This window comes from Streptomyces sp. NPDC091292, from assembly GCF_044757265.1.
Taxonomy (GTDB): Bacteria; Actinomycetota; Actinomycetes; order Streptomycetales; family Streptomycetaceae; genus Streptomyces.
Genome location: NZ_JBIVUQ010000004.1, coordinates 155,830 through 176,406 on the forward strand (window position 1 = coordinate 155,830; position 20,577 = coordinate 176,406).

The window sequence follows — 20,577 nt, forward strand, 5'->3', positions numbered from 1 at the left end:
CTCCAAGGTGTGGGGGGTACGGGACATCAACCGAGGCGCCACTGCTGGTTGGCGCCGCCGTTGCAGGTCCAGAGTTCGAGTGCGGTGCCGTTCACGTTGCCCGCAGGCTTGTCGCCCCCGGTGACATCGAGGCAGAGGCCCGATTGCGTGCCGGTGATCGTGCCGTCGGGGTTGAGGCTCCACTTCTGGTTGGCGCCCCCGTTGCAGGTGTAGAGCTGCACCTTGGTCCCGGCGGTGGTCCCGTTGTCGTAGGCGTCCACGCACTGCGTACCGCCGTAGAGCCGCAGTTCACCGGCCGCCGTGATCGTCACGGCCTGGTTGGCCCCGCCGCCGCAGTCCCAGATCTGGATCCTGGTACCGGGCGTCGTCTGGTTGTCGTACGCGTCGAGGCAGCGGTTCGAGGAGGCGCCGATCAGCGGACGGGTGGTGCCGACGCTGGTGCCGCTGCCGACGGACACCCGGTACATCACCGAACCGTGCCCCGGAACTCGGGCCGAGAGGGTGCCGGTGGTGGAGCTGATGACGTGCGACCAGAGGTTGTTCAGGCGGTACGAGGAGGCCGCCGGGAGGCCGGCCGCCGATGCCGATGTGGTGACGGTGGCGGCGGCGGAGTTCTCGTTGAACAGCACCACCGACACCTCGCCGTTCGCGAGCGGCTTGGTCAGGACGTGCAGACCGCCGGAGTTCGCGACCTCGGTGCCCTGCTTGCCGAGGGAGTCCTGGTCGACGGCGATGACATCCTTGTTGCCGTAGAGCGAGAAGGTGGCGGCCGACGCCGTACGCATGTCGTTGCCCGCGATCAGCGGCGCGGCCATCTGCGACCAGAGGCTGAAGTGCGCGCGGTCCTCGGTGAATGACATGCCGTTGCCGACCTCCAGCATGTCGGGGTCGTTCCACGCACCGGGCTTGGCGTACGGGGCCAGCTTCACATTGGCCTTGAAGAGGGAAACTACGGTGGAGAAGTTGAGGTTGATGTCGTCGGTGGTGCGCCAACTGTTGCCGACGCCCGCGCCCCAGGTCCACACGTCGGCCAGACCCCAGTTGCAGAGGCTGTAGACGATCGGCCTGCCGGTCCTCGCCAGGGCGTCGCGCATCGCGGTGTAGCGCTGCTGGTCGGGCACGTTCTGGTGGTTGCAGTTGTCGTACTTGAGGTAGTCGACGCCCCATGCGGCGAAGCTGTCGGCGTCGGTCTGCTCATGGCCGAGGCTGCCGGGGAAGCCCTGGCAGGTGGCGCTCCCTGCGCTCTCGTAGATGCCGAGCTTGAGCCCCTTGCTGTGGACGTAGGCGGCGGTGCCGCTGATTCCGCTCGGGAACTTCACCGGGTCGGGCACCAGTTGGCCCGCCGCGTTGCGTGACGGCGCCATCCAGCAGTCGTCGATGTTGACGTACGTGTAGCCCGCGTCCTTGAGCCCGGACGAGACGAGTTGGTCGGCGGTCTGCTTGACCAGCGTCTCGCTGACATCGCACCCGAAGGCGTTCCAGTCGTTCCAGCCCATCGGGGGTGTCCGGGCGAGGCCGTTGTCGAGCGCGTGGGCGCGGGGCGCGGCGCCGATGACGAGCAGGGGCGGGAGGAGCGCGAGCAGCAGGAGCAGCGCGAACGCGGTGCTCAGCGGTCTCAGTAATCCGGACAGTCGCGTACGGAGGGGCAGGGCACCGTGGATCATGTCGCCGTCTCCTGTGCCGTGGGGGGAATGGAAACGTATCCATCGGGAAGGTCCCACCGAGCACCGCCCGGGTCAATGGCCCGGACCACGGCCGTTACGCGTACCAACTGCCGTGATCAGAGCGGATGTTGCGTACCCGGTGGCAACTCCCCCGTACCCCGCGCGATGAGCCGCACCGGCAGCACGGTCCTCCGGAAGGGCGCGCCCTCGCCGCCCTCGACACCGTCGACACCGTCAATGCGGTCGATGAGCCGGCGGGCGGCGCACCGCCCCAACTCCTCGGTGTCGGATGTCACCACCGTGACCGGCGTCGGCAGCATGTCGGCGAGCGCGAAGTCGTCGAACCCGACCACCGCGACCGGCGCCCCCAGCCCCCGGGCCGCCCGCAGGACGCCCTCCGTGAGGAAGCCGGTGGTCGAGAAGATCGCCGTCGGCGGGCGCGCCGACGTCAACAGGGCGCGGGTCGCGGCGGAAGCGTCGTCCGTGGTGCCGCGCCGCAGCCTGACGACCAGGTCCTCGTCGGCGGGAACGCCGTTGCGCCGCAGGGCCTTGCGGTAGCCACGCAGCCTGCGGCCGGTGGTGTAGTACGAGGGCGCGACGAGGATCGCGATCCGGCGGTGGCCGTGGTCGATGAGGTGCTGGGTCGCCGTGGCTCCCCCGCCCTCGTTGTCGACCATGACGACATCGGCGTCGGCGCCCGTGGCGGGCCGGTCGACGAAGACGACGGGTACCCGGTCGTGGGCGTTGATCTCGTCCAGGAAGGCGTGGTCGCCCTGGCCGGGCACGATGACGAGCCCGGCGACCCGCCGCCCGATCAGCTCGCCGACCGCGCGGCGCTCGACGTCCGGATCCTCGTCGGCGGTGCTGAGGAGTACCGCGTACCCGGCCCGGTTCGCCACCTCGACGGCCGCCTTGGCCAGGGACGCGTAGAACGGGTTGGTCAGGTCGCCGAGGAGCAGCCCGATGGTCAGGGAGTTCTGGCCGGGGCGCAGCGAGCGCGCGATCTCGTTGCGCCGGTACCCGATGGCGTGGATGGCGGCGGTGACCCGCTCGGCCGTCTCCTCGCGCACCGTCCCGACGCCATTGACGACCCGCGACACGGTGACGACGGCGACCCCCGCCCGCCGCGCGACATCACGCATGGTCGGCCGGGCGCTCCGACGCGGAGAGGGACGACTGCTCACGGGCGCGGCGACCTGCTTTCCCTGCGAGGGCGGCCGGTTGACACACCATCAGGGTACGAGCAGCACCCCCGCCGTCACCCCTCGTCGCGCAACCGAGCCGCCAAGGCGGTCAACTGCTCGGTCTCCTCCGTATGGCCCAGGACGGTCAGCCGGGAGACCGCCGCGTCGACGCGGGTGAGGGCGGGGGCGGGGCGCTCCAGGTAGATCCCCTCCACGGCGCCCGCGAGCCGGACGCACTCGGCCCACTCGCCGGCGTGGTCCGGGTCCGCTCCCGGCTCGCCGAGCAGGCCGACGGCCTTCTCCAGTGCGGCGAGGGCGTCGTCGTACGCACCGGCATAGGCGTGGACCCGCCCGTGCTCGTACGCCAGGGCGGTGTCCAGGGACCTGCCCCGGGCCTCGAACGCGGCGGCGCGCGCCTCGTCGGCGACGCGGCCCGCGGCTTCGAGGTGGACGAGCGCTTCGGCCAGCCCTTCGCCGCCCTGCTGCTGGGCCTGGAGGCGGGCGAGTTCGCGCAGGGAGTTGCTGAGCTGCTCGTAGCGAGGGGCGCGGGCATGGGCGGCGAGCGCCTGGTCCGCGACCTCACGGGCCCGCCCGAACTCGCCGGCCTCGGCGAGGAGTACGGCGGTCTCGGCGGCGATCATGGCGTGGCTGCCCGGGTCGTCGTCCCAGCCGGCCGACTCGGCGGCGAGGGCGACGAACTCCGCCGTGGCGGCCTTCAGGTCCTCGCCCACGTGCAGCGCGCGGGCCCGGGTCAGGCGCAGTTGGGCGACGAGGCGGCCGTCCAGCTCCCCTGCGGCGACGTCCGGTTCGGCGAGGAGGGAGTCGAGCAGGGCGATGCAGTCCTCGACACGGCCCAGGTCGAGACTGAGCTGAGCCGCGTTGCTGTACGAGCAGTACGCGTCCGTCCGGTTGCCCCGGCGCAGCTCCAGCTCCGCCGAGCGCGTCAGATGCCGCAACGCCTCCTCGTGGCGGCCGAGGCGCATGCACGCCTCGGCCAGATCGCTGTGGAGGCGGGCGGTGTCGACGGAGTCGGCCGGCCAGTCGGCGGCCAGCCGCAGACCCTCGGCCAGATCCGCGTGCGCGGCCTGCCAGTCCTGGAGGCCGAACCGGCACCTGGCACGCGTACCGAGCGCGCGGGGCAGGTGCCAGGCCGGGCCGTGCGTCTTCAACCGCGCGACGAGGCCGTCGAGTCCGGCGATCGCGCCGGGCAGGTCGCCGGAGATCGCGTGGGCACTGGCCCGCAGCAGCAGGGCGCCGGCGATCTGCCCGACGACGTCGTGCCGGGTGGCGAACGTGTGCAGCAGCTCCACCTCGGCGAGGACCGGCGCGACGTGCTCCTCGCTCCCCGAGGTCTGGAGCCGCAACCCGAGCGCGGTCGCCCGCAGCCGCAGCAGGCGGGCCTCCTGGAGGGGGGTGAGGCCGGGCGTCTCCTCGTGCAGACGGACCACGGACGCGTGGACGTCGGTGAAGGCGGTGACCAGCGTGGCGGTCCGCGCGGCAGCTTTCGCGGCGGCCTTCGCCTCGGTCCCGTCGGCGTCCTCGGTGGGGATATCGGTGGGGATGTCGGTCGGGGTATCGGTGGGGTCGTCGCCCGCGGAGTCGTCGGCGGCGGCGAGCAGCGCGCAAGCGCGGGCGGTCGCCGCGTCACCCGGCAGCCCGGCGTCCTCGTACAGCCCCGCCGCCTCCTCGTGGAGCGCGGCGGCGACGCCGGATTCCTCGTCGCCCGCCCGGCCCGCCTCGTCGGACAGCAGGTCCGCGCGCAGCCGTACGAGCGGGCCCACCGCCGGATCGTCGGGGTGGGTGTAGTCCCGGGCGGCGGCGAGCGTGCGCAGCCGCGCCCAGCAGGCTCGCGCGTCCGGGTGCCCCAGGGCGTCCAACTCCCGTGCCCGCAGGATGAGTTCGGGCAGCGAATCGGGGACTGCGGTGGTCGAACGCGAGGTGGTCGTACGTGCGGCCGGATCGGTGACCTGGTCGGCCGGGGTCACCTCGTCCAGGCTCCGGCTGCGCAGCGTCAGTTCCAGCGCGTCCAGAAGCGGCGCCCGTTCGAGCCGGACCCTGCGGCGGTCGGTGTGGGCCGTGGTTCCGTTGCGGGTGTCGAAGCGGGCGGCGAGGTCGTCGGCGCGGCCCCGCACCTCGGCGCGGAGTCCGGCCACCGTCCAGGTGCGTCCGGCGAATCCGGCGGCGGGCAGCTCGCCGTGGCCGAGGAGTTCGACGCGCTGGAGCAGCACCTCCGCGCCGGTGAGGAAGTCGGACAGGTCCAACGGCGACTCGACGTCCTCGAACAGGTTCCGGTTCTCGGCGAGCAGTTCCAGGCCGCGCGCCTCGTTGCCGGTCAGCGCGCAGAACTCCAGGTGCCGGCCGACCTCTCCGGCCATCGACGGATTACGGCGGCAGCCCCGGTACCCGGCGAGGTGCAGTGCGCGGGCCCGCTCGGCGCGGCCGGTGCGCAGCAGGGGCAGCAGCGCGTACGAGACGGAGCGGGCCGGCTCCTCCTGGCAGGACTCCTTCCCGGCGAGTACGGGCTCCCAGGCGCCCAGCGCCCGTTCGTCGTCGCCCGCCGCGAGGTGGTGCAGGGCCAGCTCGCAGATCTCGCAGGCCTCGCAGTCGCTGAGCGGCGTCCGGGTGCGGCCCGCCCACAGCTCGTAGGCGAGGGTGGTGTCCTCACCGATGTGGGCGGCGAGCTGGTACGCCTGTCCGTAGTAAGGCTGGAGGCCAAGCCCTGCCTTCTCGTACCGGTCGCGCATCTCCTGCTGCCACTGGCGCAGGCTGGACAGCGGTATCTCGGGCAGCGCGCGCAGCGCGTTCGCGACCCACTTGAACCGCCAGAACAGCAGATGGCGCCGGCGCTCGTCGAAGACGTCGGGCTGCTCGTCGAAGAGCGTGAGCAGCCGGGCGAAGACGACGGGCGACTTCCGGGGTTCCGAGCCGTACGTGTACGCCTCCTGAAGTTCGAGGAGCGCGTGCACGAGCGGTACGGGCTCCGCGAACTGCTCGGCCGCTTCCACCAGTTCCTCGGCGGTGACGGTGCGCGTGCGGCCGTACGGGCGCCGGTCGTTCTCCTGGAGCGCCTGGTACAGCTCGTCCGTGTTCTGGGGATGGGGTGCGGTCGGCATCGTCAGCTGTCCTTGCGGAGGGCGTGGGCGAGAAGGTCGAGGAAGGAGCGGTTGATGAGGCTCGACTCGGCGGGCCTCAGCGGGCGCCGGGACAGCAGCGCGGCCTGCCCGTAGAGGGTTTCCGCGCTGGTACGGGCCAGCTCGGGCTCGTCGATGGCGACGGCGGCGCGGACCAGCGGGTTGAGCTGGTTGAGGATCAGTTGGGCCCGGGGCGCCTCCTGGCGCAGCGCGCCGAGGATGTCGCCCCACACACCGCCCTCCTGCTCACGGGCGAGCTGGGAGCGCGTGCGCTCGTGCCGGGCCTCGCGGCTGTCCACGAGGAGGGCGGGCGCGGACGCGGGCTGGAAGGTGCGCAGCGCGACATCGCAGTCGAAGACGGCGAGGGCGTCGCGGGCCAGCGCGAGATACGCCATGGCGGCCAGCTCCGTCTCACGGTCGACGGGGTCGAGGTGGGCGGTGAGGGTCGCCGGGTCGAGGTCGGCGACGGTGACCGAGGACCTGACCTCGGGGAGCCGGTGGACCAGTTCGCGGTCGTAGGTGTAGCCGCCGTTGACAACACCGAGCCCGGCGGCCGACGCGATGGCCGCGACCTGCCGGAACTCCTCCACGCTCGCCGTCACGAGGACGGTCCGGTGGGTACGCGCGAACTCGTCCAGGGTGGTGTGCCCGTCGGTGGTCTCGAACGGCAGCCAGGGCAGCAGCATCCGCAGGATCTCGTCGTCGTGCACGGCGAGCGACTTCACGGCCAGGTGGTGCGCCTGGAGGAAGCGGCCGAGCAGGTCCGGGTCGCTGGCGGCGGCCCGCGCGATCCAGGCGCGCAGCCGCTCGGCGAGCGCGTCGCGGACGGCGGCGAGCGTGTCGTCCTCGTACAGCGACTCGCGGGACGCCGTCGGGCGCAGGCTCTCGGCGTCGACGACACAGCGGACGAAGAACGCCCACTCGGGCAGGATCTCCTCGGCCTGCTCGGACAGCAGCATGCCCTTGACGTGCACGCGATGCCCGTGGCGGCGCCCGGTCGGCACGGTCTCGGGCAGCACGCACGCGATGCCCTTCAGGCCGACGGCGGGCAGGTCCAGCTCGATGGTGTCGAGCGGCACGAACCCGAAGACGTCCTCGCCGTAGGCGGCCAGCGCGCGGGAACGGGCTCCGGGGGTGGGGTAGGTGCGGGCCCAGGGCGCGGGTTCGGGGTTGACGGACACGCCCGTACGACCGCCCGTACCGACCCCCGTAGCACCTGTGGGACCTGTGCCGTCGTCGAAGGTCACCGGGTGGCGGAGCAGGGAGCCGAAGTGGCGGGCCAGGGAGTGGACCCGGCCCGGCCGGGTCCACTCCCCCGTGTCGGCGCGCGGCGTCAGCGTGACGGTGGTGCCGGGCGAGGGACGGGCGGACGCGGGAAGGGTGCGTACGGAGTAACTGCCGTCGCCGCGCCCCCGCCACTCCACGGCGGGCGCGTCGGGCGTACGGGCGGACCGGCTCAGGACGTGGATCTCGTCCGCGACCAGGAAGCAGGAGAGCAGGCCGATGCCGAACTGGCCGATGTAGTCGGCGCGTTGCTCGGCGATCTGATCGGTGCGCTTGCTGCTGCGGCCGATGGTGGCGAGGAAGGTGTGCACATCGGCCTCGGTGAGACCGACACCGTCGTCCTCGACACGGACCACGGAACCGTCGGCGTAGAGGCGGATGCCGAAGGTCCGGGCGCGGGTGTCGTCGGGCTCGATCGCGTGCCGGGCGGTGAGCGCGTCCACCGCGTTCTGGAGGAGTTCGCGCAGGTAGACGCGGGGGCTGGAGTAGAGGTGGTGGGAGAGGAGGTCGACGAGGCCGCGCAGATCCACCTGGAAGGTGCGATCGGCGCCGGCCGGGTTCGCGGCGGTGTCGGGAGTATCGGGCAAGGTCATCGGGCAGTCCGGAGTGGCGGGGGCGACGGGAGGCGCCCGAAGCGGGAAGGGCGTACGGGGGGTGGGCTCAGGCGCGGCGGTGGGCGCGGGCGAACTGCTTCTCGGGATCGACGTAGAAAGTCCAGGGCCACCGCGTGTACGCGCCGTCGAGCGCCTGGAAGACGCGCCGGACGGTGTGGCGCTCACCGGACAGCGACAGGGCCATGGCGAAGATGTTGAAGTCGTGCTGCCATCCCAGGCTCCGCACATACGCCGGGTGGAGGATGCTGTGGTCGGCCACGGCCCGCAACTCCGCCTGGATCTCCGGGGTCTTGAGGCAGTCCGCACCGTCCGACTCGACCCAGTCCTCGATGTGCGCCATGGCGAGCACGCAGCCGAGCCGGTGCCCCTGCGGGGCGCGGGCCAGCGCGTCGCGGGCGAACGCCATGCCCTGCCCCGGCCCACCGCCCCAACGGGGCTGCAACTCCGACAGCCACTCCATGTGGACCTCAAGGTCCAGCGGGTCGCGGCGCAGGGCGGCGTCGCGCCGGGTCTCGTTGACGGTGGCGCCCAGCGACATGCCACGGCCCGAGGTGAGCAGGCGCCGCCACGGCGTGATCCACTCCGGCCGCAGCTCGGCGGCCTCCAACAACTGCTCCTCGGCGATACGGAGCCGCTGGTGGAAGACGCGCCACTGCTCCTGCGAGACGTTCATGGCGCGTTCGGCGGTACGCGCCTCCCAGCCCCAGTCGATATGGCGGGTCCCCGATATCAGGAGGGCGGTCGCCCGGTGCTCCTTGTCCTCGTCGACGGCCCGGCCGATCCAGTCCTGCACCCCGTCCAAACGGCCCAGCTCGGCGAGCACGTGGTGATCACGGCCGAGGTCGAAGGGGACCAGCGCCGCCTTGACGGCCTCCCAGTCCCCCGCGTCGGCGGCCTCCACCAGCGCGAGCACCCGGGTGTCCCCGAGCGCGCGCAGCGTGTACGTCCCGTTCTTCTGTCGCCGCGGAACAGGAAGCGCGTACGGATCCGCCGCCGGTCTCACTCCACCGCCGCCGAACAGCTTGCCGAACATGCCGCGCCCTCCCCTGGTACCGCGTGATTGTCCGGTGCAGCATAAGCGCGACCACTGACATCACTTCCACAGGGTATTCACGGCCGCTTCACGGGTCCGGTCACGCGGACTGACGGCTCTGGGGGGCATCTGGCGCGTGGGTGAACTCCCTTACGAGCCGGGCGAGTTCTGTCGGCTGGTCCAGGGGGACGAGGGTGTAGCTGTCGGCCACCTCGACCAGCCGTCCGTGGGGAAGGAGTTCGGCGAGGCGTCGGCCGTGCGCGGGTGGCATCACACGGTCTCCGCGCGCCCAGACCACGAGGGCGGGGCGCGTGAAATGCGGCAGGCGTTCGGCGGCGGCGAGCAGCAGCCCCGTGTCCGCCGCGATGGCCCGCAGGGCGCGTACGGCATCGCGGCGAATCCCGTGCTGCTTCATGACCGGCCTAGGGCCTGTCGTCAAATTCCCGGCGTTCGCCCGGTAGGGCGGGCCGGGCGGCGTCTGGTGCGTGCGATCGCAAGGCGCCGGAAGGTCCTCGATGGGGGTCCCCCCTGGTCGTCAAGACCTTGGGGGAGGCGCTACGTGGGCCTTTCGGCAACGCCGCGAGCGTGCGTGCCAGGCGTCGCCCGGCAGGCGGGAATTTGACGACAGGCCCTAGTCCACCGGGCGGTGGCGGCGTCTCCGCGCAGGGTCAGCCACCCGAACGCGATCGGGAGCCGCCGGAGCGGCCGTAGCCTCATCTGCCGCATGAACAACCCGAACATCCGGGGCGACAGCCTGCCGGCGAGCACGAGCGTCCTGCCCGTCAGCCCCGGCGGGAAGTTGTCGAACGCGTCGCACGAGACGAGCACGGCCCGCCCCACGCGCGGGGCGCCGTCCGCCATGAGCAGTTGGACGAGTGCTCCACCGGTGTCGCTGCCGACGAGGGTGATGTCGTGGAGGTCAAGACGGTCGAGGAACTCCGTGACGAGCCGTGCGACGCCGGGCAGCGAGAGGTCGGCGTCGGCGCGCATCGCACGACGGTGCGCGCCGAACGGCAGCGTCGGTGCGATGCAGCGGTGGTCGGCGGACAGATCGGCGAGCGGACCGTCCCAGAGGGAGGCGTCCATCAGCAGGCCGTGCAACAGCACGACGGTGGGGCCGTCGCCGCCGGTGTCCGCGTACGCGATGGTCCCGGCGGACAGTTCGATCTCGTTCATGCCGAACTCCCTCATGGGCGTGGTGATCGTGCGACGTGGGCGAGGTGGGCGATCAGGGCCCCGAACGCGAGGACGGCGGCGCCCGTCCGCACACCGTGGGCGATCTGCCAGCGATCGCGTACGGTCGCCCAGTCGGCGGGCGGCGCCTGAACGGTCCAGTCGAGCTGGTCGGAGTTGACGGGCATGTTGACCACGAGCGTGAGGACGAGGACCCCGACCAGCAGGACGAGGGCGGTGAGCGCCGACCAGGGAGTCCGCTCCCCGGCCTTGAACATGCGGGCGCCGACGAGCAGTGCCGTGGCGATCAGCGCCGGCAGGAGGGTGACGGCCGCGAGCTTGTCCAGCGAGTCGAGTTCGACGTGGCGGACCTGCGTGTACACGTGCCGGTCGAAGCTCCGCAGGGACAGTTCGAGTACGAGGACGGCGACGAGGAACCCGGCGAAGAGGCCCGAGAAGAGCCCGGCGACCAGCCCGGCCCACCGCGCGACCCGGGCAGCCGGACGCGTCTGCGGATTCATGAGCGGGCGGGGGCCGTGAAGGCGGCGGTGTTGTCGGCGGCCCAGGCGGCGAAGGTGAGCGCGGGGCGGCCGAGGAGCTGTTCCACGGTGTCGGTGGTCGGGCCCGGATTGTGCGCGTAGTCGGCCAGGGAGCCGAGGAGCCGGTCGGGGACGTCCTCGGGCAGACCCTGCGCGAGCATGGCGCGGCGGACCTGTTCGGGCGCGAGTTCCTGGAAGGACAGGTCCCGGCCGATGGCTTCGCCGATGAGGCGGACCTTGTCCCGCTGGTCGAGGGAGCGGGGACCGGTGAGGACATAGGCGCGCCCCGCGTGCCCGGGGTCCACCAGCGCCCGTACGGCGACCTCCGCGATGTCGCGCTGGTGGATGGGCGAGGTCGCGGCGCCACCGTAGGCACCCCGTACGACACCGGTGGCGCGGATCTGTGGAGCCCAGGCGAGTGCGTTGGCGGCGAAGTCGGCGCACCGCAGGAACGTCCACTCCAGGCCGGAACCCCTGGCGGCCTGTTCGACCGCCCTGAACTCTTCGGCGAACCGCCGCTCGCCGGCCGGATGTTCGACGGTCGCGGCCGACAACACCACCACGCGCCGAGCGCCCCGGGCGGCTGCCAGCGAAAGCAGTTCGGCGGCGGCTCGCCCGGCGCCGCCGACGGCGCGAGGGCTGAGCAGGACGGCCTCGACGCGGTCCGGCAATGCGGTGAGGCTGCCCGGCCTGGACGGATCCCCGTACACGACGTGCGCCCCGGCGGGCAGAGCGGCGGCGGCCGGATCGCGGGTGACGGCAGCCACCTTGTCACCGGCCTCCAGCAGCAGCTTCACGACGTCACGTCCGACACTCCCGGTCGCCCCGATCACCACGAACATGTAGATCCCCCTGATCATTCAGGTGCCGTAATATACGAGAACCGTAGCACATTAATACGAGAGGCGTACATTATGAATCCCGTAGAACATGGGGATCCTGGGGAAGCGGCCCGCCGCCGACGACGGGCGACGGTCGAGGTCAAGCAGGGACTGCGCGAGCTGGGCGCCGAGTTGACCCTGCTCAACCGCCAGGTGGGCACCCGCCTCGGCCTCAAGGACATCGACCTCGACTGCCTGGACCTCATCAACACCCACGGCCCGCTGAGCCCGACCGCCCTGGCCCGACGGGCGGGGTTGCACGCGGCCACGACGACGGGGGTACTCGACCGGCTCGAACGCGCCGGCTGGGTGGCCCGAGACCGCGACCCGTCGGACCGCAGAGCCTTCTTGATCCGAGCCCTACGCGAACGCAACGCCGAACTACTGGAACTCTTCGCCGGAATGAACACCTCGCTGGACCAGATCTGCGCGGACTACGACCCCACGGAACTCGAACGCCTGGCCAACTTCCTCCACCGCACAGCCACGGCAGGACGAAACGCGACCGAGGAACTGACCGCAGACTGACGCCGACCACCAGGACGCTCGCCCCCGCACGCCTCCCCACAGGAGCGGCCAGTCAGCATCCTGGGCACAGCCGAACCATGCCCGGTCGGCCATTCCCCTTGCCGTCAGTGCATGCCCACCCGCTATTCACGGACCGGCTCGTTGTGCGAGGCGCGCGCTGGCGCGGTGGTGAGGTTGCCGGCGCTGTCTGGGGTGGTGGCGCGCTTCCGCGCGCCCTGTGGGGCCGGTGAGTCGTGTCGTGTTCGAGGGGAGGACACGCCGAGCGGGTCCGGGAACGGGCCCGCGGGCTTTGCTGGTCGAAGGAGGATCCTTTGTCCGAGACCGCCGTCCCGCTTCCCGTCTCCGTGCCCGGCTCTGCCGGTGTGCGCAGCGCCGTCGAGGAGCGCTTGGCCGTCTTCCTGGATACCAAGGCGGCCGGGGGGCGCCATTCTGCGCTCGGCCGCCTCCACCCTGATCGGACCGGCCCGATGAGACCGGCCCGATGACTACCGGCGCGTCCTCACCAACGCACGGCTGCGGGTACCTGGCCGGCCTGCGGGCGCACCCCGCAGCTCGCCTCACCGCTGCCCCTGGACCATCCCGAATCCCCATCCGCCGCACGACTCCTGGCCCATGCGCCGCACCCATCCGCGCCGAAACCCCGAAGGCTGCGCTGTGACCGCGACTGACACCCCCACCCCCATCCCCGCCATCCCCCGTGCCGCCGGCGCGCTGCCGCTGCTCGGCCATGCCGTACCGCTGCTGCGCGACCCGCTGGGATTCCTGCGCTCGCTCCCGCACCACGGTGACCTGGTCGCCGTCCGTATCGGCCGCCATCCGGCGATCGTCGTGTGCGACACCGAGTTGCTGCACCAAGTCCTGGTCAGCGACCGCATCTTCGACAAAGGCGGCCCTCTTTACGACCGGGGCAGGGAGTTCATCGGCAACGGCCTGGTCACCTGCCCCCATGCCCAGCACCGCCAGCAGCGACGGCTTCTGCAGCCCGCGTTCCGTTCCGACCTGCTGCCCGGCTACGCCCAGACGATGGCCGTTCAGATTGACGAGGCCACCAGCACCTGGCGCGAGGGCCAGATCATCGATGTCCTGCACGAGACCCAGCGCATCGCGTCCCGAACCTTGATCGCGACGTTGTTCGGCACCGGACCGGACCCCGCCAGCAGGGACCGGATCTCCACCGACATCGCCACCCTTGTGGCCAGCGTGTACCGCCGGACGATCCAGCCGGGCTGGCTCAACTCCCTGCCCACATACGCCAACACCCGGAGCCGCCGGGCCGTGCGGCGCCTTCACGCCGCCATCGCCGCGTACGTCGCCGAGCAGCGCGCCCGCGGCGACGCCGGCCTGATTTTCTCGATGCTCATGGACGCCGGCGACACTGAGGGCGACAAGCAGGGCCTGTCGGATGCCGAATGCATCGAACAGGTCACCACGTTCTTCATCGCCGGAACCGAGACCACCGCAGTGACCCTGGCTTGGGCACTGCACCTGCTCGCCACACACCCCGACCTTGAGCGCGAGGTGCGAAGTGAAGCCAGCCGCGTGCTGAACGCCGCCGGTGCCGATCCCGGGCAACTGCCCCTGACCCGCGCCGTCGTCACCGAAGCCCTGCGCCTGTACCCGCCGGCCTGGCTCTCGATGCGGGTCACCACCACCGATACCACCCTGGCCGGCCACCCCATCCCGGCCGGCACCACGATCGTGTTCAGCCCCTACCTGATCCATCGCCGCCCCGACCTGTACCCCGATCCTGAACGATTCGACCCCGGGCGGTGGACCGGCGCGGCGCGTCACCCCCTGCCGCGCCACGGGTTCGTTCCCTTCGGCGGCTGCGCCCGCAAGTGCATCGGCGACCAGTTCGCGCTCGCCGAAGCCGTCCTCGCACTGGCCACAATCGTTGGACGCTGGCACCTGGAAGCCCCCGGCGCAGCCGCCTTCCGGCCGCCCAAGCCACTGGCCACGTTCCAGCCGAGGGGCCTGCGGCTGCGCGTCACCACACCCACAGCCCGTGTCCCCGATCCGCTGCCGCCGAGGGAAGGGCGGGCATGACGGCAGACCGGCGCGCCACGGCGCCGTCCGCCCCGTGGTCGTCGCCGTGGCGCGCAGCGGTCAAGGACTCTCTGACCGGGTTCGGGGTGCTGCCGATGCTCGGCCTGGCCTGGCCTGGCCTGGCCTGGCAGATGGTCGCACCGCTCACCGCCGATCCGACTCGGAGAATCGTTCCTGAGCCCCATCGGGTCGACCGGCACTCTCTTACTCCCGCCTTGCCCATACCAGCGGGAGGGAGCAGAGCCGGCCTCCTCTCATCCGCGCTACACGCAGAGGAGGCCGACGACGAACAAGCAGAACGAAGCGGCGTAGAGCTTGTACGTCAAGTCGTCGGACCGCGACGACCTGTAGACGAGGAGTCTTGCGGCGAGCAACCAGCACGTGATCACAAGTGTGGCCGTCCATACCACTGGCGTAACGTCGGGAGACGGCAGAATCCGCAGGTGCGGCAGGGCGCTGAGCAGCGGCAAGGCGAACAACACCACGGCGCCGGCGATCCGGGTCCGCGTCTTGCCGATGATCACGGGCAGCGTCCTGCGGCCGTTCGCCCGGTCGCCGGAGACATCACGCAGGTCCTGGATGAACACGGCCGTGGCGTATGCGAACGCGGCAGTGAGCCAGGCCCCGGCAAGGCTCGTCAAAGGGGTGACGACGCTCCATGCCCCGGCCAGGTACACCACGCCTCCGAAGGCCGCGTACAGGTTCTTCACGATCCATGAGCGGTGCAGCCCCAGGTGGTTGTAGAGCAACACCGAGGCGAACCACAGGAGCGACCAAACGACCACACCGACCGCGGCTGCCAGAGCCAGGAACAGCAGCGAGACCACGGCGAAGCGCACATGCGCCCCACGGACCGTGACCACCCCCTCCGGGATGGGGCGATGGGGCTTGTTGATCCGATCCTCGTCCACACCCGCGGCCTGATTGGCCAGCGCATGAATATAGATGAATGCCCACAAATACATCGCCGACATGGCAAGCCCAGCCGGCAGCCTGGAAAGCGGCTGACCCGAGACCTTCCACGCGTCCACCGCGAACACGAGACCCGCAGCGACCGGGGGCACGTCCAACCTGATGAACCGCCAACTGACGTAAGCCTCAAACCCCAGCCACCCCAGCCACCCCAGCGGGCGACGGCGCGCTGCCCCCGCAACGCTCATGGCGCCCGCCGTCGTGGATTTCCTGTCTTGGCCAGCGACCATGATGTGTCTCCCTACTCGTGCGTCCAGTCAGTGGCGGCCTCTGCCAGACGCGCGGCGGGCATCGAAGCGCCCGGATGGATGCGGACGTCGGCGGCGATGGTCAACAGCAGCGCCGAGGGCGCGTTGGCCGCGCTGAGCTGGACCGCGACCGCGACCGCCACCGCCACCGCCGCCACATCGAAGGCCAGCCGCGCCAACGGCCCGCCATGCCAGCCGAGTTGGGCGCGCATGGGTACGCGGCCGTCAGGTGTCACGACGACCTCACGACGGCAGTCGCCGCCAGCTCACGCAGCACGGCGACCGCCGCGGGGTGCAGACAGGCGCCGTCCAAAGCCCGAAGCGCGACACGGTGCCGGTCCGCGATCATCTCCTCCACAGCCGAGACCGCCCCGGTCGCTGTGAGAAGATCCCGGGCGCGCTGCGCGCCGTGTTCGTCGAGGTCCGGATCACCGACCAGACGGCGCAGGGCCGTGCGCTGCACGCTGTCCGAGCGTTCGAGGGCCAGGGCCATCAGCACGGTGTGCTTGCCTTCCCGCAGGTCGTCGAGGTTCGGTTTGCCGGTGTGTTCGCGGTGGCCGAACGCGCCGAGCAGGTCGTCGCGTAGTTGGAATGCCTCGCCCAGCGGCAGGCCGAACGCGCTGAGTGTGGTGCGGATGCGGGCGCCCGCTCCGGCCAGCACCGCTCCCAGCTGCAAGGGGTGTTCGACGGTGTACTTCGCGCTCTTGAACCGGGTGATGCGCAACGCCGCGTTGAGGTCGGTGCTCGGACGGCCGGTGGCGAGCAGGTCGAGGTACTGCCCGTACATCAGCTCCGTGCGCATCTCGTCCAGTACCACCGTCGCCGCGGCGAACCGGTCGGTGCTCAGACCGGCCGTGTGCAGCAGTTCGTCGGACCACGCCAGGGCCAGATCCCCGACCAGCACGGCCGCGCACGCGCCCAGCCGCGCCGCGTCGGGGCGCCCGACATGGCGGGCGGTGAGGGCCTCATGGGCGCTGGGCCGGCCCCGGCGCGTGGCGCTGCGGTCCATGACGTCGTCGTGAACGAGGGCAGACGCGTGGAACATCTCCAGCGACACGGCCACCCGGAGCACCGGACCCTCGTCCCCGCACCCCCCGGCCGCCCGCCAGCCGGCCACGCACAGCACCGGGCGGATCAGTTTGCCGCCACCCAGTACCAGATCCCGCAGAACTTCGGTGACCTCTGCGGGGAAGCCCTGCGCAGCCGCCCAGCACGCCTTGGTATCCAGGAAGACGGCCAAGCGCTCCTCGACGGCGCTGCGCACACCGGCAGAGCCGGGCACGGAGACGGGAAGCGGGACGGCGGTCTCGGACAAAGGATCCTCCTTCGACCAGCAAAGCCCGCGGGCCCGTTCCCGGACCCGCTCAGCGTGTTCCTCCCCTCGAACACGACACGACTCACCGGCCCCACAGGGCGCGCGGAAGCGCGCCACCACCCCACACAGCGCCGGCAACGCCACCACCGCGCCAGCGCGCGCCTCACACAACGAGCCGGTCCATGATCGCGGGCGAGCATGCACTGACGGCAAGGGCAATGACCGACCGGGCAGCGCCGGCACATCCGCTGTTCACGCACGTCCCGCCGGCTCACCCGGCACTCGTGGTCCAGGAGTTACCGACGCCATGGACGGCCTCAGCCGAGGGCCAACGATTCGCGGCGCAAGGGGTTCCGTCCTCGACGACCTGACCCGCGACGCCGCCGAGAAGGTCATGCAGCTCGAACCCCATGCGCGCAAGGCGCCGGCGGCTGTTCCCGACATCACCGCAGAAGCTGCACGCTCTCCTCCCGGCCGCCGAGGACGAACTCGCCGGCCCTCAGCGCCGAAGCGCACATGGGTCGTGGCCGCACTCCAGAAAGCGTCCTCCCACCCATCACTCGGGGCCACCTGCTCGTCCACCGATCCGCACGCTCGTTGCACGCCTGTCCACCGATGGCGATCACGGCGCACCGGGGGGGTGTCCCACCGACACGGATCGATCTCGAAAAGAACAAAGGCCCAGGTCAGAGGCTATCTGAACTGGACCTTCACTGAGCCGCCTTCGGGATTCGAACCCGTGACCTACGCATTACGAGCACGCCAGGGATCGTGCCGGGGAATGTTGGCTGGTGTTGCCGGATGCCGTTTTACCTGATCAGAACACTGGTACCGGTCCGGCGGGTGCCGGGCGGTGCTGCGCCGTCCAAAGGCGTCCGCGCTCCCCTTGCGCTCCCCTGGTAGCTGTCGGTGACTGACGATACCCGGTCAGCGACCCACTCTCTGAGACGGAAGGGGTCTTTGTCATCACCCGACGACTCCTCGCATAGGTCACAGGCCCCTGGGGCGAGGAGGAAAGCAGTCCAGGATTGCGCCTCCTGCCAACAGCTACGGGACGAAGCACTTCGCCGACGAGGTGGTCGCCTCCGGAACGCGGGGCGTGGTGCCCCATGACGGGCAAACCTCCGGAGGGCCATTGCGTCCCGGCTATCTGCGCAGGTCAGGGTGCCGGGCAATTCGCGAACGCCTGTCCTGGTCCACGCATAGTCCACGCCTGCGAGCCCCGCCAGGAGATAGAGCATCGGAATATCGGACGAACGCAGCTGGCCATGTGCCGCTCGGACGCCAGGCTCGCTTGTGGCACACCGACGTAGTACTCCTCTCTGCATGGCGCCCTTGTCTGGCGGAAGCAGCGAGAGGGGACAGTGGCGAGCTAGCTGGCGTCGTTTGGAGTGATCACGGGCCCCGTAGGCTGGGGTAGGTTAGGGTTTCGAGGTGAACCATGAGCTTCCCGTGATCAGTCTGTTCTCTGGGGCCGGTGGCCTCGACTGTGCCATCGAGAGCTGTGCTGAGCCACCGCTGATCCAGGACGGCTCTGGGTCCCCACTCCGCGTCGCTGTCGCCACTGACTATGACCAGACGGCTCTGGACACACTTTCGGCCAACTTTCCGCACACCAAGACAATGTGTGGGGATATCCAAGCGATCCCGACCGCAGAGTTGCTGGAAGCCGGCGGGCTGAAGCCCGGTGATCCGACCCTGGTCATCGGTGGTCCTCCCTGCACACCATTCAGCAAGTCCGGGTTCTGGATCGAGGAGAAGCGCAACAGTGCTGATCCCAATGCCTCTCTCCTCGACGAGTACGTCCGGGTGGTCCGTGAGAGCAAGCCCGAAGCCTTCATCCTGGAAAATGTGCAGGGCTTGACGTATAAGACCCATCAGGCTCAGTTCGATCGGCTCATTGCGGGGCTCAAGGATGCAGGTTACAACCCGACATTCCGTGTGCTCCTTGCGGCCGAATACGGGGTTCCCCAGCTTCGCAGGCGAGTATTCGTCGTGGGGCGACGTGACGGTAAAACTTTCCACTTTCCCGAAACCACACACTCTGGCGAGTCAGAGCGCGATCGAGTGGTTGATCACACGAAGATTCCATTCACGAGCCTTCGCGAGGCGCTTGCCGGATTTCCGGACGTTCCCGAGGTCGGGGAAATTGTTGAGGGAACCTACGCCGAACTCGCTGCGGAAGTACCTCCTGGGCAAAACTATCTGTGGCACACCGAACGATATGACGGTCGCAACGAGTTCAAGTGGCGCAGTCGCTACTGGACCTTCCTGCTGAAGGCAGACCCGGACCGCCCTTCTACGACGCTGCAAGCCCAGCCAGGCCCATGGGTCGGGCCATTCCACTGGGAGAATGTGAAGAACGCGAATGGGGAAGAGCGAGCACGTAGGTTTCGCGTTAACGAGATGAAGCGGATTATGACTTTCCCGGATGCATTCATCTTCACCGGAGGAAGGCGTGAGGTGCAGCGACAGATCGGTAACGCTGTTCCTGTGGAGCTGGGCAAGGTAGTTACCAGGGCCCTGATGGAACAGCTCGGGCACCTTGATCCTGACCGCACCAGGGTTCCCAACCAGGCCAGCTATGAACAGCTTGAAATGATTTAGAGCACAAATAGGGGAACAGTGGGAATAACAATCAAAAAGAGTGAAGCTGAGGTAGTTCTGGAGGCGGCGTATCAGGCTGCCGGTTCGGGCGGTGATTTTTCAGAGGAGTGGACACTTCTCGCCAAGTCGCTACGGGAGGATGACGCACCAAAAACCTACACTGCCGCTTTGGTGACGGAGCTGCTGGCGCGATCTTGTGACGAGAACGTGGACCCGCAATCCATCAAAATGAAGCACGGTGAGCGTGCTTTTTCGCTCCGCGGCCTTTGCCATGGAGTTGTAGTGCCGATGTCAGGCAAGCTCGGGTTCGACCTCAGCGCGACTGGTCCGGAGCCGATAAACAACCAGCCATTCTTCCGGTATCAGCATTTTTCGGAGATTGACGCAGTCTTGGGAAAGGCTCGGCCATACCTGGATCGACTTAGGGCTGCGCTTGCAAAGGTGGATGAAGAAAACTATTCCACTGCCGAAGCATTCAATGCACTCGTGGCAGTAATGGCGGTCTGCATCGCCGTGGCGGAAAAAAGGCGTCGCCTTGCGGTGGGCAGCGCTATAGTGGAGTCAAGCCTCATTTCCGCGACGCAAGCATTCGTCGTGAGCGGCAAGGACGTTCCTCGTAAACTGCAAGCGTGCGTTGCAGCTGGCCTTGACATGGCCTACGACGTTGTCATTTCACGCCGAATCAACGACCCGTCTCGGGACTTCCCTGGCGACGTCCAAGTGATCTTGGATAGTGGACCTCTACTTACCGTCGAAGTGCGCGGGAAAAGTGTTTCCGCTGAGGCACTTGATCAGTTTGTTCATAAGGCCACAGAGGCTGGTTTTCGTCGAGTCGCACTCATGGTCGATACGGCTTCGCACGTGTCGCTTCTGTCAGCTCATCACCTGACCAGCGAGCTTGAACAAAACTATGGGTGCATCGTCAAGATAAATGAGAGCATGTCAAGCTTCTTGCGTGATGTATTCGTATGGTCGCCCCGCGACACCCAGTCGATCCTCTCGGCCTTCCCTGAGGCGATGTATCAGCGAATGATAGAGATCGAAGTACGGGACGCTGAGGTGGAGCGATGGGCGCAACTGTTCCCTGAAGGATCCTGACTTCTTTGCTGGACCGCAGACGGCTCGCACCTGACCGAGCAGGCCGTGGAGTCGGCCGCCCCGCCACGACGGTTTTCTGACCTCGGGGCGGGGCCGTCTCACTCCCTGCCCCGACCTCATCTTCGCCTCCTTGTTGGCGCGGACAGGCGACGGCACGCGGCCCCGGTGACGAAGGCAAGGAGGGGCGGCGCGCCAGCGACCGGCCGACACCGCCGCGCGAGTGAACGCGAGCCCTTGATGATGTAGAGAAACTTCCACTG

General features: G+C 69.6%; 14 protein-coding genes and 1 pseudogene. 4 read left to right on the forward strand and 11 right to left on the reverse strand.

The features are described from left to right. Positions 1-26: 26 nt before the first annotated feature. The 8 genes and pseudogenes from ACIQNU_RS14945 to ACIQNU_RS14980 all read right to left on the reverse strand — a co-directional run bounded on the left by ACIQNU_RS14945 (position 27) and on the right by ACIQNU_RS14980 (position 11,482). Complete coding sequence (locus tag ACIQNU_RS14945) at positions 27-1,664, reverse strand: glycoside hydrolase family 27 protein (RefSeq protein WP_401365907.1); 1,638 nt, start codon at positions 1,662-1,664, stop codon at positions 27-29. A gap of 116 nt (positions 1,665-1,780) precedes the next feature. Beyond that, a complete protein-coding gene (locus ACIQNU_RS14950) occupies positions 1,781-2,806 on the reverse strand; it encodes a LacI family DNA-binding transcriptional regulator (RefSeq protein ID WP_401365909.1) in 1,026 nt (341 codons plus the stop codon). 116 nt (positions 2,807-2,922) lie between these two features. Continuing rightward, positions 2,923-5,961: a hypothetical protein gene (locus ACIQNU_RS14955; protein WP_401365911.1), complete on the reverse strand. Its 3,039-nt coding sequence runs from the start codon at positions 5,959-5,961 to the stop codon at positions 2,923-2,925. 2 nt (positions 5,962-5,963) lie between these two features. Further along, positions 5,964-7,856, reverse strand: coding sequence for an HSP90 family protein (locus ACIQNU_RS14960; protein ID WP_401365913.1), 1,893 nt, complete (start codon positions 7,854-7,856; stop codon positions 5,964-5,966). A 67-nt stretch (positions 7,857-7,923) separates the two neighbouring features. After that, positions 7,924-8,910: a hypothetical protein gene (locus tag ACIQNU_RS14965; protein WP_401365915.1), complete on the reverse strand. Its 987-nt coding sequence runs from the start codon at positions 8,908-8,910 to the stop codon at positions 7,924-7,926. A gap of 100 nt (positions 8,911-9,010) precedes the next feature. Further along, a pseudogene (locus ACIQNU_RS14970) lies at positions 9,011-10,086 on the reverse strand (alpha/beta fold hydrolase). A gap of 11 nt (positions 10,087-10,097) precedes the next feature. Further along, positions 10,098-10,604, reverse strand: coding sequence for an anthrone oxygenase family protein (locus ACIQNU_RS14975; protein ID WP_401365917.1), 507 nt, complete (start codon positions 10,602-10,604; stop codon positions 10,098-10,100). Further along, positions 10,601-11,482, reverse strand: a complete 882-nt coding sequence (locus ACIQNU_RS14980; protein WP_401365919.1) for an NAD(P)H-binding protein — start codon at positions 11,480-11,482, stop codon at positions 10,601-10,603. The genes ACIQNU_RS14975 and ACIQNU_RS14980 overlap by 4 nt, the downstream gene beginning before the upstream one ends. 54 nt (positions 11,483-11,536) lie before the next feature. On the opposite strand from ACIQNU_RS14980, the gene ACIQNU_RS14985 reads away from it, so the two are divergent. Both ACIQNU_RS14985 and ACIQNU_RS14990 read left to right on the forward strand, forming a co-directional pair. Continuing rightward, positions 11,537-12,031: a MarR family transcriptional regulator gene (locus ACIQNU_RS14985; RefSeq protein ID WP_401365921.1), complete on the forward strand. Its 495-nt coding sequence runs from the start codon at positions 11,537-11,539 to the stop codon at positions 12,029-12,031. A 654-nt stretch (positions 12,032-12,685) separates the two neighbouring features. Continuing rightward, positions 12,686-14,077, forward strand: a complete 1,392-nt coding sequence (locus ACIQNU_RS14990; protein WP_401365923.1) for a cytochrome P450 — start codon at positions 12,686-12,688, stop codon at positions 14,075-14,077. 263 nt (positions 14,078-14,340) lie between these two features. Here the strand turns inward: ACIQNU_RS14990 and ACIQNU_RS14995 are convergent, their stop codons facing one another. The 3 genes from ACIQNU_RS14995 to ACIQNU_RS15005 are packed head-to-tail and all read right to left on the reverse strand — an operon-like array spanning position 14,341 to position 16,612. Continuing rightward, positions 14,341-15,279 carry a UbiA family prenyltransferase gene (locus ACIQNU_RS14995; protein WP_401365925.1) on the reverse strand — a complete coding sequence of 313 codons (939 nt, stop codon included), beginning with the start codon at positions 15,277-15,279 and terminating at the stop codon, positions 14,341-14,343. A gap of 11 nt (positions 15,280-15,290) precedes the next feature. Then, positions 15,291-15,533, reverse strand: a complete 243-nt coding sequence (locus ACIQNU_RS15000) for a hypothetical protein (protein ID WP_401365927.1) — start codon at positions 15,531-15,533, stop codon at positions 15,291-15,293. Next, a complete protein-coding gene (locus ACIQNU_RS15005) occupies positions 15,530-16,612 on the reverse strand; it encodes a polyprenyl synthetase family protein (protein ID WP_401365929.1) in 1,083 nt (360 codons plus the stop codon). Before ACIQNU_RS15005 ends, ACIQNU_RS15000 begins: the two co-directional genes overlap by 4 nt. Positions 16,613-18,046: 1,434 nt before the next feature. Here ACIQNU_RS15005 and ACIQNU_RS15010 point away from each other — a divergent pair. After that, positions 18,047-19,219, forward strand: coding sequence for a DNA cytosine methyltransferase (locus tag ACIQNU_RS15010; protein WP_401365931.1), 1,173 nt, complete (start codon positions 18,047-18,049; stop codon positions 19,217-19,219). 18 nt (positions 19,220-19,237) lie between these two features. Then, positions 19,238-20,317 (forward strand): restriction endonuclease, SacI family, encoded by a 1,080-nt coding sequence (locus ACIQNU_RS15015; protein WP_401365933.1) that lies wholly within the window; start codon positions 19,238-19,240, stop codon positions 20,315-20,317. Positions 20,318-20,577: the final 260 nt, after the last annotated feature.

Coding starts and splice junctions, on each gene's coding strand:
- ACIQNU_RS14945 (WP_401365907.1), bottom strand. CDS start 1,664: ATGATCCACGGTGCCCTGCCCCTCCGTACGCGACTGTCCGGATTACTG.
- ACIQNU_RS14955 (WP_401365911.1), bottom strand. CDS start 5,961: ATGCCGACCGCACCCCATCCCCAGAACACGGACGAGCTGTACCAGGCG.
- ACIQNU_RS14980 (WP_401365919.1), bottom strand. CDS start 11,482: ATGATCAGGGGGATCTACATGTTCGTGGTGATCGGGGCGACCGGGAGT.
- ACIQNU_RS14975 (WP_401365917.1), bottom strand. CDS start 10,604: ATGAATCCGCAGACGCGTCCGGCTGCCCGGGTCGCGCGGTGGGCCGGG.
- ACIQNU_RS14950 (WP_401365909.1), bottom strand. CDS start 2,806: ATGCGTGATGTCGCGCGGCGGGCGGGGGTCGCCGTCGTCACCGTGTCG.
- ACIQNU_RS14985 (WP_401365921.1), top strand. CDS start 11,537: ATGAATCCCGTAGAACATGGGGATCCTGGGGAAGCGGCCCGCCGCCGA.
- ACIQNU_RS14965 (WP_401365915.1), bottom strand. CDS start 8,910: ATGTTCGGCAAGCTGTTCGGCGGCGGTGGAGTGAGACCGGCGGCGGAT.
- ACIQNU_RS14995 (WP_401365925.1), bottom strand. CDS start 15,279: ATGGTCGCTGGCCAAGACAGGAAATCCACGACGGCGGGCGCCATGAGC.
- ACIQNU_RS14960 (WP_401365913.1), bottom strand. CDS start 7,856: ATGACCTTGCCCGATACTCCCGACACCGCCGCGAACCCGGCCGGCGCC.